The organism is Streptomyces sp. NPDC047841 (assembly GCF_040704085.1).
GTDB classification, from domain to species: Bacteria; Actinomycetota; Actinomycetes; order Streptomycetales; family Streptomycetaceae; genus Streptomyces; species Streptomyces argyrophylli.
In genome coordinates this window covers 119,219-132,556 of record NZ_JBEYRP010000005.1, presented here as the reverse complement: position 1 = coordinate 132,556, position 13,338 = coordinate 119,219, and the positions used below count along the sequence as shown (strand labels likewise).

Annotated in this window: 12 protein-coding genes and 1 tRNA gene; 2 read left to right on the top strand and 11 right to left on the bottom strand. The window is 69.9% G+C overall.

Annotated elements, in window-relative coordinates; genetic code table 11:
- Window positions 1-85 precede the first annotated feature (85 nt).
- Together AB0947_RS09330 and AB0947_RS09325 are read right to left on the bottom strand one after the other, a co-directional pair.
- Window positions 86-763: a TetR/AcrR family transcriptional regulator gene (locus AB0947_RS09330; protein WP_366749683.1), complete on the bottom strand. Its 678-nt coding sequence runs from the start codon at window positions 761-763 to the stop codon at window positions 86-88.
- Window positions 760-1,767 (bottom strand): acyl-CoA desaturase, encoded by a 1,008-nt coding sequence (locus AB0947_RS09325; protein WP_366749682.1) that lies wholly within the window; start codon window positions 1,765-1,767, stop codon window positions 760-762. The genes AB0947_RS09330 and AB0947_RS09325 overlap by 4 nt, the downstream gene beginning before the upstream one ends.
- A gap of 305 nt (window positions 1,768-2,072) precedes the next feature.
- Between AB0947_RS09325 and ppc the strand changes: the two genes are divergently transcribed.
- On the top strand, window positions 2,073-4,805 hold the full coding sequence (ppc, locus tag AB0947_RS09320; protein WP_366749681.1) for a phosphoenolpyruvate carboxylase: 2,733 nt from the start codon (window positions 2,073-2,075) through the stop codon (window positions 4,803-4,805).
- Between the two features lie 68 nt (window positions 4,806-4,873).
- On the opposite strand, the gene AB0947_RS09315 is transcribed toward ppc, so the two are convergent.
- The 7 genes from AB0947_RS09315 to AB0947_RS09285 all read right to left on the bottom strand — a co-directional run bounded on the left by AB0947_RS09315 (window position 4,874) and on the right by AB0947_RS09285 (window position 10,570).
- Entirely contained in the window at window positions 4,874-5,380 is a 507-nt protein-coding gene (locus AB0947_RS09315; RefSeq protein WP_366749944.1) for a hypothetical protein, read from the bottom strand.
- A 52-nt stretch (window positions 5,381-5,432) separates the two neighbouring features.
- Window positions 5,433-6,035, bottom strand: coding sequence for an aminoacyl-tRNA hydrolase (gene pth / locus AB0947_RS09310; protein ID WP_366749680.1), 603 nt, complete (start codon window positions 6,033-6,035; stop codon window positions 5,433-5,435).
- Window positions 6,036-6,110: 75 nt separating this feature from the next.
- The gene (locus AB0947_RS09305; RefSeq protein WP_366749679.1) at window positions 6,111-6,704 is read right to left on the bottom strand and encodes a 50S ribosomal protein L25/general stress protein Ctc; all 594 of its coding nucleotides are present in this window, start codon (window positions 6,702-6,704) and stop codon (window positions 6,111-6,113) included.
- 207 nt (window positions 6,705-6,911) lie between these two features.
- The gene (locus AB0947_RS09300) at window positions 6,912-7,892 is read right to left on the bottom strand and encodes a ribose-phosphate diphosphokinase (RefSeq protein WP_366749678.1); all 981 of its coding nucleotides are present in this window, start codon (window positions 7,890-7,892) and stop codon (window positions 6,912-6,914) included.
- 154 nt (window positions 7,893-8,046) lie between these two features.
- Complete coding sequence (gene glmU, locus AB0947_RS09295; protein ID WP_366749677.1) at window positions 8,047-9,495, bottom strand: bifunctional UDP-N-acetylglucosamine diphosphorylase/glucosamine-1-phosphate N-acetyltransferase GlmU; 1,449 nt, start codon at window positions 9,493-9,495, stop codon at window positions 8,047-8,049.
- 124 nt (window positions 9,496-9,619) lie between these two features.
- Window positions 9,620-9,695 (bottom strand) — tRNA-Gln (locus AB0947_RS09290).
- A 14-nt stretch (window positions 9,696-9,709) separates the two neighbouring features.
- The gene (locus AB0947_RS09285) at window positions 9,710-10,570 is read right to left on the bottom strand and encodes a hypothetical protein (RefSeq protein ID WP_366749676.1); all 861 of its coding nucleotides are present in this window, start codon (window positions 10,568-10,570) and stop codon (window positions 9,710-9,712) included.
- Between the two features lie 111 nt (window positions 10,571-10,681).
- Here AB0947_RS09285 and AB0947_RS09280 point away from each other — a divergent pair, with 111 nt between their 5' ends.
- On the top strand, window positions 10,682-11,992 hold the full coding sequence (locus tag AB0947_RS09280) for a histidine kinase (protein ID WP_366749675.1): 1,311 nt from the start codon (window positions 10,682-10,684) through the stop codon (window positions 11,990-11,992).
- Window positions 11,993-12,053: 61 nt separating this feature from the next.
- On the opposite strand, the gene AB0947_RS09275 is transcribed toward AB0947_RS09280, so the two are convergent.
- Window positions 12,054-12,548 carry an SUKH-3 domain-containing protein gene (locus tag AB0947_RS09275; protein ID WP_366749674.1) on the bottom strand — a complete coding sequence of 165 codons (495 nt, stop codon included), beginning with the start codon at window positions 12,546-12,548 and terminating at the stop codon, window positions 12,054-12,056.
- A 58-nt stretch (window positions 12,549-12,606) separates the two neighbouring features.
- Entirely contained in the window at window positions 12,607-13,122 is a 516-nt protein-coding gene (locus tag AB0947_RS09270) for a YwqJ-related putative deaminase (RefSeq protein ID WP_366749673.1), read from the bottom strand.
- Window positions 13,123-13,338 lie beyond the last annotated feature (216 nt).

Sequence of the window (13,338 nt, the reverse complement as noted above, 5' to 3'; positions counted from 1 at the left end):
GGAAGCCGGCGTGGTGAACGGGGCCTGAGCGCGGGGGACCCCGTCGGCAACCGCCTGGAGTTCCCGGAGCCGGCCCCCCGGGTGCTCAGCTCTTGCGGTGACCGATCAGGCGCGGCTTCTGCTCCAGCCCGTCCAGGCCGTGCCACGCCAGGTTCACCAGGTGGGCCGCCACCTCCGCCTTCTTGGGGCGGCGCACGTCCAGCCACCACTGGCCGGTCAGCGCGACCATGCCGACCAGCGCCTGGGCGTACAGCGGGGCGAGCTTGGGGTCGAAGCCGCGCGACTTGAACTCGCGGCCCAGGATGTCCTCCACCTGGGTGGCGATGTCCGAGATGAGGGACGCGAAGGAGCCCGTCGACTGGGGGATCGGGGAGTCGCGGACCAGGATGCGGAAACCGTCCGTGTACTCCTCGATGTAGTCCAGGAGCGCGAACGCCGCCTGCTCGCACAGCTCACGCGGGTGGCCGGCCGTCAGCGAGCTGGTGACCATGTCCAGCAGGCGCCGCATCTCGCGGTCCACGACCACCGCGTACAGCCCCTCCTTGCCGCCGAAGTGCTCGTACACCACCGGCTTGGACACCCCGGCCTTCGCCGCGATCTCCTCCACCGACGTGCCCTCGAAACCCTTGGTGGCGAAGAGGGTGCGACCGATCTCCAGCAACTGCTGGCGGCGCTCGGCACCGGTCATACGGGTCCGGCGGGTCCGCCGCTGCTTGTCGTTGCCTGAGGTGCTGCTGGAGTCGGTCGCCACGGCGTCAATCATGCCGCCTCGGCCGTCTCCCTCCCGCGCGGGGAGCCGCCTTCCCCGGTGTCACGGCGCGAATCGATACGCGAGCGTGACGGCCAGCGCACGTCGTACGCCCAGCCCAGCAGCTCGAACCACCGGATGAACCGGGCCGAGGAGTCGATCTGGCCGCGCATCACACCGTGCCGCGCCGACGTCGGGTCGGCGTGGTGCAGGTTGTGCCAGGACTCGCCGCAGGACAGCACCGCCAGCCACCACACGTTGCCCGAACGGTCCCGCGACCTGAACGGCCGCTTGCCGACCGCGTGGCAGATGGAGTTGATCGACCAGGTCACGTGGTGCAGCAGCGCCACCCGCACGAGTGAACCCCAGAAGAACGCGGTGAACGCGCCCCACCAGGACATCGTCACCAGACCGCCGATCAGCGGCGGCAGCAGCAGCGACACGGCCGTCCACAGGACGAACAGACGGGAGACCGTCCGGATCGCCGGGTCCTTGATCAGATCCGGCGCGTACTTCTCCTGCGGGGTCTGCTCCTCGTCGAACATCCAGCCGATGTGCGCCCACCACAGGCCCTTCATCAGCGCCGGAACCGTCTCGCCGAACCGCCACGGGGAATGCGGATCGCCCTCCGCGTCGGAGAACCGGTGATGCTTGCGGTGATCGGCCACCCAGCGCACCAGCGGCCCCTCGACCGCCAGCGAACCCATGATCGCGAGCGCGATCCGCAGCGGCCGCTTCGCCTTGAACGAACCGTGGGTGAAGTACCGGTGGAAACCGATCGTGATGCCGTGGCACCCCAGGAAGTAGAAGAAGACCAGCAGGCCCATGTCGAGCCAGCTCACCCCCCAGCCCCAGGCCAGCGGCACGGCCGCCACCAGCGCCAGGAACGGCACGGTGATGAACAGGAGCAGCGTGATCTGCTCGATCGAACGCTTCTGCTCGCCGCCCAGCGTGGCGGAGGGAGGGGGTGTGTCGGTGGCCTTACGGGCTTCTTCGATCACATCGGAACTTGAGGTCATGCGCGTCCCCTGTGGGGTCGATGGTCGAGGCAGATGCCGGGTACCCGGGACCGCACGGGCACTCTCCGGTGCTTCCCTACGGTTCCGTAACCTACGGCATCGTAAGTATGGCAGCGTGTCGCGCGGCGGCAAGAGCCCCAGACCCTGCGCGTCCACATGGCCACCTATCCTTGGACTCGGTCGGACAGCGCGGTCCGCTGAAGTTTCCTTCCCGGACCCTCCGGCCCGTATGCGGCACCCGCCGTGTGTGGCAGCCGGCCGGGTTCCCTCCCAGACGAGCTTCAACACTGCAAGGAGCCGCACCTGTGAGCAGTGCCGACGACCAGACCACCACGACCAGCAGCGAGCTGCGCGCCGACATCCGCCGGCTGGGTGATCTCCTGGGGGAGACCCTCGTCCGGCAGGAAGGCCCCGAACTCCTGGAACTGGTCGAGAAGGTCCGCCGCCTCACCCGCGAAGACGGTGACGCCGCCGCCGAGCTGCTGCGCGGCACCGAACTGGAGACCGCGGCCAAGCTGGTCCGCGCCTTCTCCACCTACTTCCACCTCGCCAACATCACCGAACAGGTGCACCGCGGCCGGGAACTGCGCGCCCGGCGCGCCGCCGAGGGCGGTCTGCTCGCCCGCACCGCCGACCGGCTCAAGGACGCCGACCCCGAGCACCTGCGGCAGACCGTCCAGAACCTCAACGTCCGCCCGGTCTTCACCGCGCACCCCACCGAGGCCGCGCGCCGCTCCGTCCTCAACAAGCTCCGGCGCATCGCCGCGCTCCTGGACACCCCCGTCCTCGAATCCGACCGCCGCCGCCACGACGTCCGCCTCGCCGAGAACATCGACCTCGTCTGGCAGACCGACGAGCTGCGCGTCGTGCGCCCCGAACCCGCGGACGAGGCCCGCAACGCGATCTACTACCTGGACGAACTGCACGCCGACGCCGTCGGAGACGTCCTGGAGGACCTGACCGCCGAACTGGAACGCGTCGGCGTCAAGCTCCCCGACGACACCCGCCCCCTCACCTTCGGCACCTGGATCGGCGGCGACCGCGACGGCAACCCCAACGTCACCCCCCAGGTCACCTGGGACGTCCTCATCCTCCAGCACGAACACGGCATCAACGACGCCCTGCAGATGATCGACGAGCTGCGCGGACTGCTCTCCAACTCCATCCGCTACACCGGCGCCACCGAGGAACTCCTCGACTCCCTCAAGACCGACCTGGAACTGCTCCCCGAGATCAGCCCCCGCTACAAGCGCCTCAACGCCGAGGAGCCCTACCGGCTCAAGGCCACCTGCATCCGGCAGAAGCTGGAGAACACCAAGCAGCGCCTCGCCAAGGGCACCCCGCACGAGGAAGGCCGCGACTACCTCGGCACCGGCGAACTGCTCAACGACCTGCGCATCATCCAGGCCTCCCTGCGCGAACACCGCGGCGGCCTGTTCGCCGACGGCCGCCTCGCCCGCACCATCCGCACCCTCGCCGCCTTCGGCCTCCAGCTCGCCACCATGGACGTCCGCGAACACGCCGACGCCCACCACCACGCCCTCGGCCAGCTCTTCGACCGGCTCGGCGAGGAATCCTGGTGCTACGCCGACATGCCCCGCGAGTACCGGGCCAAGCTCCTCGCCAAGGAACTGCGCTCCAGAAGGCCGCTCGCCCCCACCCCGGCCCCCGTCGACGCCGCCGCGCAGAAGACCCTCGGCGTCTTCCAGACCGTCAAGCGCGCCCTGGAGGTCTTCGGCCCCGAGGTCGTCGAGTCCTACATCATCTCCATGTGTCAGGGCGCCGACGACGTCTTCGCCGCCGCCGTCCTCGCCCGCGAGGCCGGCCTGCTCGACCTGCACGCCGGCTGGGCCAAGATCGGCATCGTGCCCCTCCTGGAGACCACCGACGAGCTCAAGGCCGCCGACACCATCCTGGAGGACATGCTCTCCGACCCGTCCTACCGGCGCCTGGTCGCGCTGCGCGGCGACGTCCAGGAGGTCATGCTCGGCTACTCCGACTCCTCCAAGTTCGGCGGCATCACCACCAGCCAGTGGGAGATCCACCGCGCCCAGCGCCGGCTGCGCGACGTCGCCCACCGCTACGGCGTACGCCTGCGCCTCTTCCACGGCCGCGGCGGCACCGTCGGCCGCGGCGGCGGCCCCTCCCACGACGCCATCCTCGCCCAGCCCTGGGGCACCCTGGAGGGCGAGATCAAGGTCACCGAGCAGGGCGAGGTCATCTCCGACAAGTACCTCATCCCCTCCCTCGCCCGGGAGAACCTGGAACTGACCGTCGCGGCCACCCTCCAGGCCTCCGCCCTGCACACCGCACCCCGCCAGTCCGACGAGGCCCTCGCCCGCTGGGACGCGGCCATGGACGTCGTCTCCGACGCCGCCCACGCCGCCTACCGCCGCCTGGTCGAGGACCCCGACCTGCCGACGTACTTCCTCGCCTCCACGCCCGTCGACCAGCTCGCCGAGCTGCACCTGGGCTCGCGGCCCTCCCGCCGCCCCGGCTCGGGCGTCTCGCTCGACGGCCTGCGCGCCATCCCGTGGGTGTTCGGCTGGACCCAGTCCCGGCAGATCGTGCCCGGCTGGTTCGGCGTCGGCTCCGGCCTCAAGGCACTGCGGGAAACCGGCCTGGACACCGTGCTCGGCGAGATGCACGAACAGTGGCACTTCTTCCGCAACTTCATCTCCAACGTCGAGATGACCCTCGCCAAGACGGACCTGCGGATCGCCCAGCACTACGTCGACACCCTCGTCCCCGACGAGCTCAAGCACGTCTTCGACACCATCAAGACCGAACACGAGCTGACCGTCAGCGAAGTCCTGCGGATCACCGGCGAGCAGGAACTCCTGGACGCCCAGCCGGTCCTCAAGCAGACCTTCGCCATCCGCGACGCCTACCTGGACCCCATCTCCTACCTCCAGGTCACCCTGCTCAAGCGGCAGCGCGACGCCGTCGCGGCCGGCACCGACCCCGACCCGCTGCTCTCCCGCGCCCTGCTCCTCACCGTCAACGGCGTGGCGGCGGGCCTGCGCAACACCGGCTGACCCGCCGGGAAAAAGGGGGTGCCCCCGAGGTCGTACGACCCCGGGGGCACCCCCCGTCCCGCTCACTCTCACTGCAACGCCACGAACGCCGCCGTCAACAGCACCGCACCGGACAACCCCAGCACCCACGCCACCCGGGCCAGCCGCATCCCGCCCGCCACCACCACCGAGGCCAGCAGCAGCGCCCCGCCCAACGGCACCCACGCGTACAGGATGCCCGCCGGACCCGACCGCACCGCCTCCCCGGTACCGGGCTTCAGCACCACGGAGTACGTCGACCCCGTGCGCACCGCCACCGACTTCCCGATCTCCACACGCGCGCGTGGCCGCGCCCCCGCCGACGACGGCACGAACGGCCCCGTACAGGTGTCCCCGGCACACCGCGTCACCGTCACCGAGCCGGACTCACGCCCCTTCGCCAGCATCACGTGCTGGGCGGTCCCCCAGGACCCCCGCACCCCGGCGAACACGATCAGCGCGGCGAGCGCACCCGTCGCCGCCACCCGTCCGAACCGCAACGCGGACACGGACGCCTGACGAGCGGTACTGGCTGAGGCAGGCATGGCCGGGATCATTGGCCATACCCCCACGGCCGGTCAACTCCCCGCGGGGCCAAGCCCGGACAAGTCAGGAGTTGTACGCGCTCTGCGCCCGCTCCAGCCCCTCCGCCACCAGACACTCCACCGCGTCCGCCGCACGGTCCACGAACCAGTCCAGCTCCTTGCGCTCCGCCGACGAGAAGTCCTTCAGCACGAAGTCCGCCACCTGCATCCGGCCCGGCGGCCGGCCGATCCCGCACCGCACCCGGTGGTAGTCCGGCCCCATCGCCTTCGTCATCGACTTCAGACCGTTGTGCCCGTTGTCACCGCCGCCCAGCTTCAGCCGCAGCGTCGCGTAGTCGATGTCCAGCTCGTCATGGACCGCGACGATGTTCCCCACCGGAACCTTGTAGAAGTCCCGCAGCGCGTTCACCGGACCACCGGACAGGTTCATGTACGACATCGGCTTCGCCAGCACCACCCGACGGCTCCCCGGCCCCGCCGGACCGATCCGCCCCTCCAGCACCTGCGCCTGCGCCTTGCCCGCCCGCTTGAACTTCCCCCCGATCCGCTCCGCGAGCAGGTCGGCCACCATGAAACCGATGTTGTGCCGGTTCATGGCGTACTCCGGCCCGGGATTGCCGAGCCCGACGATCAGCCAGGGATCACTGGCGGCGGTGGTCACGTCCATGTCTCCTTGATACGCGCCAGCCGCCGCCCCCGGCGAGGGAGGCGGCGGCTGAACAGATGATGACGACGGCGAGGATCAGGCCTCGGCCGCCTCCTCGCCCTCGGCGCCCTCACCCTCGGTCTCCTCGGCCTGGGCGGCCAGGACCTGCAGGACGACCGTGTCCTCCTCGACGGCCAGCGTGGTGCCGGAGGGCAGGGGGATGTCCTTGGCGAGGATGGAGGCACCGGCCTCAAGGCCCTCGACGGAGACGGTGACCGACTCGGGGATGTGCGTGGCCTCGGTCTCCACCGGCAGCGCGTTCAGAACGTGCTCCAGCAGGTTGCCGCCCGGCGCCAGCTCACCCTCGGTGTGGACGAAGATCTCGACCGTGACCTTCTCGCCCCGCTTGACCAGCTGGAGGTCGACGTGCTCGAGGAAACCCTTCAGCGGGTCGCGCTGCACGGCCTTCGGGATCGCCAGCTCGTTGGACTTGCCGTCGATGTCCAGGGAGATCAGGACGTTCGGCGTACGCAGCGCCAGCAGCAGGTCGTGGCCCGGCAGGGTCAGGTGCAGCGGGTCGGAGCCGTGGCCGTACAGAACGACCGGCACCTTGTTGTCACGGCGGATGCGGCGGGCCGCACCCTTGCCGAACTCGGTGCGGGTCTCGGCGCTGAGCTTCACCTCGGACATATGGATCACTCCTCGTAGAAAATCGGAACGGACGTGGTCACCCGGCCACGAACGGCCTGCTACGAAGAGCGCGTCGATAACGGACCGCCGTACACGAGTACGGCCTCCCTCGCCGAGCAACTGCAGCAGTCTACTCGGAGGGGGAGGCCGTACCCAAAACGATCACCTACGGGTGCGCACGGGCGTGCGGAAGTGAGCGCAGAAACCTCACTGCTCGTCGAAGAGGCTGGTCACCGAGCCGTCCTCGAACACCTCACGCACCGCACTCGCGATCGTCGGAGCGATCGACAGCACCTTGATCTTGTCCAGATCCGCCGCCAGCTCACCCGGCGTCGGCAGCGTGTTCGTGAACACGAACTCACTCACCCGCGAGTTCTTCAGCCGATCGGCCGCCGGACCCGACAGCACACCATGCGTCGCCGTCACGATGACATCCTCCGCACCATGCGCGAACAACGCGTCAGCGGCCGCGCAGATCGTGCCACCGGTATCGATCATGTCGTCCACCAGGACACACACACGACCCTCGACCTCACCCACGACCTCGTGGACGGTCACCTGGTTCGCCACGTCCTTGTCACGCCGCTTGTGCACGATCGCCAGCGGCGCACCGAGCCGGTCACACCACCGGTCCGCCACCCGCACCCGGCCCGCGTCCGGCGACACCACCGTCAGCTTGTCCCGGTCCACCTTCGCACCCACGTAGTCCGCCAGCAGCGGCAGCGCGAACAAGTGATCCACCGGACCGTCGAAGAAACCCTGGATCTGATCCGTGTGCAGATCCACGGTCAGGATGCGGTCCGCACCCGCCGTCTTCATCAGATCCGCGATCAGACGCGCCGAGATCGGTTCACGACCCCGGTGCTTCTTGTCCTGCCGCGCGTAACCGTAAAACGGCACGATCACGGTGATCGACCGCGCCGAAGCACGCTTCAGCGCGTCGATCATGATGAGCTGCTCCATGATCCACTTGTTGATCGGAGCCGTGTGGCTCTGGATCAGAAAACAATCCGCACCACGAGCCGACTCCTGGTAACGGACGTAGATCTCACCATTCGCGAAGTCGAAGGCCTTCGTCGGGACGACCCCGACACCCAGCTGCTGGGCGACCTCCTCGGCAAGCTCGGGGTGGGCGCGGCCGGAGAAGAACATCATCTTCTTCTCGCCGGTCGTCTTGATCCCGGTCACAGCACAGTCTCCTCAGAGGTTGTCTCAGCCAGCCGGCTGCTCGGCGACCTCTCGGCTGGGCGTGAGAGGCCGAATCAGCTGGTAAGGGTGCAGGATGCACACGTGCGGATGTGCACTTATCACGGTACGCCGTGTTTGGCGCACGCGTTTCCGGTCAGTCCTCGCCCCCACCCTGCCCGGACGACGCCTCGGCCGCCTTCGCCGCCGCGCTCCCCGGACGCTTCCGGGCCACCCAGCCCTCGATATTCCGCTGCTGACCACGGGCCACGGCCAACGAACCGGGCGGCACATCCTTCGTGATCACCGACCCCGCCGCGGTGTAGGCACCGTCCCCCACCGTGACAGGAGCCACAAACATGTTGTCCGCACCCGTCCGGCAGTGCGACCCCACCGTGGTGTGATGCTTGTCCTGACCGTCATAGTTCACGAACACGCTCGCCGCGCCGATGTTCGTGTAGTCACCGATCCGCGCGTCCCCCACGTACGACAGGTGCGGCACCTTCGTGCCCTCCCCGATCGACGCGTTCTTCGTCTCGACGTACGTCCCGATCTTGCCCTTCGCCCCCAGCCGGGTCCCCGGCCGCAGATACGCGTACGGCCCCACCGACGCCCCCGCCCCCACGACCGCCCCGTCCGACACCGTGTTGTCCACCCGCGCCCCCGGACCCACCTCGGTGTCCTTCAGCCGGCTGTTCGGCCCCACCTCGGCACCCTCACCCAACCGCGTCGACCCCGTCAGCTGCGTCCCCGGATGCACCACCGCGTCCCGCTCGAAGGCCACCGTCACATCCACCCACGTCGTCGCCGGATCGACGATCGTGACCCCCTCCAGCATCGCCCGCTCCAGCAGACGGTCGTTCAGAATCCGCCGCGCCTGCGCGAGCTGCACCCGGTTGTTGATCCCGGCGATCTCACGGTGATCGGCCGCCACCGACGCCCCCACCCGGTGCCCGGCCTCCCGCAGAATCCCCAGCACGTCCGTGAGGTACTCCTCACCCTGGCTGTTGTCCGTCCGCACCTTCTTCAACGCGTCCGCCAGCAACTGCCCGTCGAACGCGAACACACCGCTGTTGATCTCCCGGATCGCCCGCTGCGCCTCGGACGCGTCCTTGTGCTCCACGATCGCGGTCACGGCACCCGTCGACCCGTCCCGCACGATCCGGCCGTAACCGGTCGCGTCCGGGACCTCGGCGGTCAGCACGGTCACCGCGTTGCCGTCCGCGTGGTGCGTCCCCGTGAGCCGCCGGAGCGTGTCCGCGGTGAGCAGCGGGGTGTCCCCGCACACCACCACGACGGTCCCGTCGACGGACCCGCCCAGCTCCTCCAGACCCATCCGCACGGCGTGCCCGGTCCCGTTCTGCTCCGCCTGCACGGCGGTCCTGGTGGCCGGGTCGATCTCGGCGAGGTGCGCGCCGACCTGCTCACGGGCGTGGCCCACGACGACGACGAGGTGCTGCGGGTCCAGCTCACGGGCGGCGGCCAGCACGTGTCCGACCAGGGAACGGCCGCAGATGTCGTGCAGGACCTTGGGTGTGGCCGACCTCATACGGGTGCCCTCACCCGCTGCGAGAACGACGACGGCGGCCGGGCGGATGGCGCTCACGGGGTTGCCCTTCGGCTGTGGGTGGGTGGGGGTGACAGCCGCAGGATACCGGGGTGGGTTGAGGGGGACATGAGCGCGGGCCCTGACGGTGGTGTCAGGGCCCGAACCTAGGTCTTGTGTGCTGTGGCTCCCCCGCAAGGATTCGAACCTTGTCCTGCTGGTACCAAAAACCAGTGTGCTGCCAGTTACACCACGGGGGACAGCGCTTCAGACCTTACCCGAGACGTGCCTCGGCCTGGGCCACGATCCCGTTCCACCATCCTTCGATGCGGTTGTAGAGATGGGCACTTCTGGCTACGCCGATGACCAGGCACCCGTGGTAGTCGTCTCCGGTGTTCTTGCGGACCGTTTTGGGGTTGTGCCGCTTGAGCGTCGGCTTGGCGAAGACCCCCGGGTCGACGCCGGCGATGTCCGCCCAGTGGCGATGGGCAGCCGCGATGTCCGCCGACTCGTGGATGAGCACGCGGAAGGTCAGGCGCTCGCGGTCCACGCCGAGCAGGTCCAGCCATGCCAGGTAGGTCTCGATGACTCCGGGGTCGCTGTTGACGAAGATCGCGCGTTCGCGGCGGTCGTACGGCTTGCTCTTAGACCCTTCCGCCCAGTACAGGGCGATTCCCACCATGAAGAGTTCGCGGTCTGTGAGCTCACCGACCTCTCGGAGGGCTGCCGCTTTCTTCAGCTCCCGCTTCTCCCGCTCGGCAGCACGGCGCCTTGCCAGGCCCTCCTGCATCAGGGCCCGTTGCTCCTCCGGTGTGTACCTGGGTGCGGGCCTGGGGAGATCCCGCACCCACAGCGAGATCGAACTCTTCGAGCAGCCCAGTTCCACCTGGATCCGGTCGTAGGTCCAGCCCTGGAGCCGTAGTTCCCGTGCCCTCTCCCGCAGGTCGTCCTTCGCGTTGGGGCGCTTCGTCCATTCCGGCGGCGGCTCGCCCTCCAGGAGCCGGTTGAGGATGTCGTTGTTGTCGACGTGCAGCCGGTCGCGGATCTGAAGTCGGTGTATTTGCCCAGTGAATGTGCCATACGCATACCGTCCGGACGGAATGCTGGGTTCCGGGGTCGAACGGCTGAGGTTCACCAGTTCGAGGGAAAGCGGGTGGTTTCGAGGTCGTTCGGTCACGGAGGGTGGCGTGTGGTGGTAGGCGAAAGTCACCGGAAATGCCGCACCGCTCGCCCGTAGGCTGGAGCCATGACCACGACGGGGGAAGACCACGAGAGGGCGTTGACCGGCCCTTGGTGGTGGGTGAGGCGGCGCAGCGCGGTGTTCGACGGGGGCCTCGCGCTGGTGTCCGCCCTGGAGTGTGCGGCGGAGGGGATTCCGTTCGCGCGGGACGCGGGGATTCCGGCGTCCGTGGGGATCGTGTTCGGTCTGGTCGCCGGTTCGGTGCTGCTGGTGCGGCGGAAGTGGCCGATCGCGGTGGTGCTGGTGGCGATCGCGATCACACCGGCCCAGATGGGTTTTCTGATGGGCGTGGTCGGTCTGTACACGCTGGCCGCGTGTGAGCTGCCGCGGCGGATCATCGGGGCGTTGTCGGGGATGTCGCTGCTGGGGACGGCGGTGGTGACGTTCGTGCGGGTGCGGCAGGACATGTCGCGTGGGGACCTGACGCTGGGTGACTGGTTCGTGCCGTTCGCGGCGGTGACGACGGCGTTGGGGCTGACGGCTCCGCCGGTGCTGCTGGGGTTGTACGTGGGGGCGCGGCGGCGGTTGATGGAGAGTCTGCGGGAGCGGGCGGACAGTCTGGAGCGGGAGCTTCAGTTGCTCGCGGAGCGGGCGGAGGAGCGGGCCGAGTGGGCGCGCAGCGAGGAGCGGACGCGGATCGCCCGGGAGATGCACGACGTGGTCGCGCACCGGGTGAGTCTGATGGTGGTGCATGCGGCGGCGTTGCAGGCGGTGGCCCGGAAGGACCCGGAGAAGGCGGTGCGGAACGCGGCGCTGGTGGGGGACATGGGGCGGCAGGCGTTGACGGAGTTGCGGGAGATGCTGGGGGTGCTGCGGGCGGGGGAGGGCGCGGGCGGGCGTGCGGCGTCGGTGCCGTTGGCGGCGGTGGGGGAGGCGGCCGCGGCGGCGGCTTCCCGGGTGGCCGAGGTGGAGGGGGCGGTGGAGGGGCCGTGTCTGTCGGAGCTGGATGAGCTGATCGGGCAGTCGGCCGCCGCGGGGATGGTGGTGGAGCTGTCGGTCGAGGGGGAGGTGCGGTCGTATGCGGCGGAGGTCGAGCAGACGGCGTACCGGGTGGTGCAGGAGGCGTTGACGAACGTCCACAAGCACGCGGCGGGTGCGAAGACGCGGGTGCGGTTGGCGCACCGGGTGTCGGAGATCGCGATGCAGGTGGAGAACGGGCCGCCGCCGGAGCCGGCGTCGGCGTCGGCGGCGGGGTTGCCGTCGGGTGGGAACGGCTTGGTGGGGATGCGGGAGCGGGTCGTGGCGCTGGGTGGGGTGTTCGTGTCGGGTCCGACGGACGCGGGGGGTTTCCGGGTGTCGGCGGTGATCCCGGCGTAGCCGGTGCGGGGGCGGGTCGCCGGGCACTGGTGCCGGCGGGGTGACGCGTGTGTGCCGGGGGTCAGCCGGCTGTGAGGCGGACCGGTTGGATGCCGGTGATGAGGGTGGCGAGGGCGTGGTCGATGTCGGGGCCGAGGTACCAGTCGCCGGTGTGGTCGATGGTGTAGACGCGGCCTTCGGCGTCGATGGCGAGGAGGGCGGCGTTGTCGGTCTCCTGGCCGAGGGGGCTGAGTTCGGTGCCGAGGGCGCGGCCGAGGTCGCCGAGGGTGCGGGCGTGGTGGAGGCCGTGGAGGGGGTCGACGCGGAGGCCGGCGGGGGCGATCTGGCGGCCGGGGCCGGTGGGGGTGATGCTCAGGCCGCCGAATTCGGCCCAGGCTTCGACGGCGGCGGGGAACACGGTGTGCCGGTGTCCGGCGGGTGAGGTGTGTTCGCGCAGGGCGTCGGCCCAGAACTCGGCTTGCTTTATGTCCCAGCGTCCGGGTTGCCAGCCGGCGGCGCGCAGGGCGGCGTCGACGGGTACGGGGAAGCGGGTGGTGGAGGTGCGGTCGGGGTGCATCTGCCCTTCGATCGTCGTGCGTGCTGGTGGTGCCGGTGGTGTTGCTGGTCGCCGGGGGTCAGTCGGCGGTGGGGGTGGGGTCGACGATGCGGACGCCGAAGTGGGCGCTGAGGGCGGTGCAGGCGCGGCAGGGGGTGGCGAAGCTGCCGTGGAGGGGGTCGCCGTCCTCGCGTATGCGGCGGGCGGTGAGTTTGGCGTGTTTGAGGGCTTTGCGGGCTTCGCCGTTGGTCATGGGTCTGCGGGCGGCGCGTTTGCTGCGGGTGGCGTCGGCGGCGGCGATGTGCCGGGAGATGAGGATGGTTTCGGCGCAGCGGCCGGTGAAGCGGTCGCGTTGGTCGCTGGTGAGGGTGTCGAGGAAGTCCTGGACGAGGGGGTGCAGGGCGGGGGGCTGGTCGCTGCGGGCGGCGGTGCCGGTGAGGGTGGCGCCGCGGACGGAGAGGGCGGCGGCGACGGTGGGCAGGATGCCGTCGCGGCGGTGCCGGAGGGTGGGGGCGGGGGGTGTGTCGGTGCCGCTCCAGTCGATGCGAGGGTCGCCGGCCCGCACGTCGGTACCTCCGGTCTGCAGAGCGTTCATGATCGTTCTTCCCTCCCCGGGCGTCCCCCCGAAGGACACAGGGTGCCAAATGCCGTGGCTGGTGTGGAAGCTGGGGCGTGCGACACGCCCGTGTCCGGGCGGGCTGTGACGGTGGGGTGACGGCTGGTCACGAAGGGGGCGGGCGGGTGCCGGGGCGGGGTCGCGGTGGGCCGGTGACCGGGGTTGGCGCACGGCATAGGCTGTCGCCATCCGCGA

Excerpts from the sequence above, each read along its gene's own strand:
- AB0947_RS09325 (WP_366749682.1), bottom strand. The coding sequence starts at position 1,767 with ATGACCTCAAGTTCCGATGTGATCGAAGAAGCCCGTAAGGCCACCGAC.
- pth (WP_366749680.1), bottom strand. The coding sequence starts at position 6,035 with ATGGACGTGACCACCGCCGCCAGTGATCCCTGGCTGATCGTCGGGCTC.
- AB0947_RS09270 (WP_366749673.1), bottom strand. The coding sequence starts at position 13,122 with ATGAACGCTCTGCAGACCGGAGGTACCGACGTGCGGGCCGGCGACCCT.
- AB0947_RS09305 (WP_366749679.1), bottom strand. The coding sequence starts at position 6,704 with ATGTCCGAGGTGAAGCTCAGCGCCGAGACCCGCACCGAGTTCGGCAAG.
- AB0947_RS09275 (WP_366749674.1), bottom strand. The coding sequence starts at position 12,548 with ATGCACCCCGACCGCACCTCCACCACCCGCTTCCCCGTACCCGTCGAC.
- AB0947_RS09330 (WP_366749683.1), bottom strand. The coding sequence starts at position 763 with ATGATTGACGCCGTGGCGACCGACTCCAGCAGCACCTCAGGCAACGAC.
- AB0947_RS09280 (WP_366749675.1), top strand. The coding sequence starts at position 10,682 with ATGACCACGACGGGGGAAGACCACGAGAGGGCGTTGACCGGCCCTTGG.
- AB0947_RS09315 (WP_366749944.1), bottom strand. The coding sequence starts at position 5,380 with ATGATCCCGGCCATGCCTGCCTCAGCCAGTACCGCTCGTCAGGCGTCC.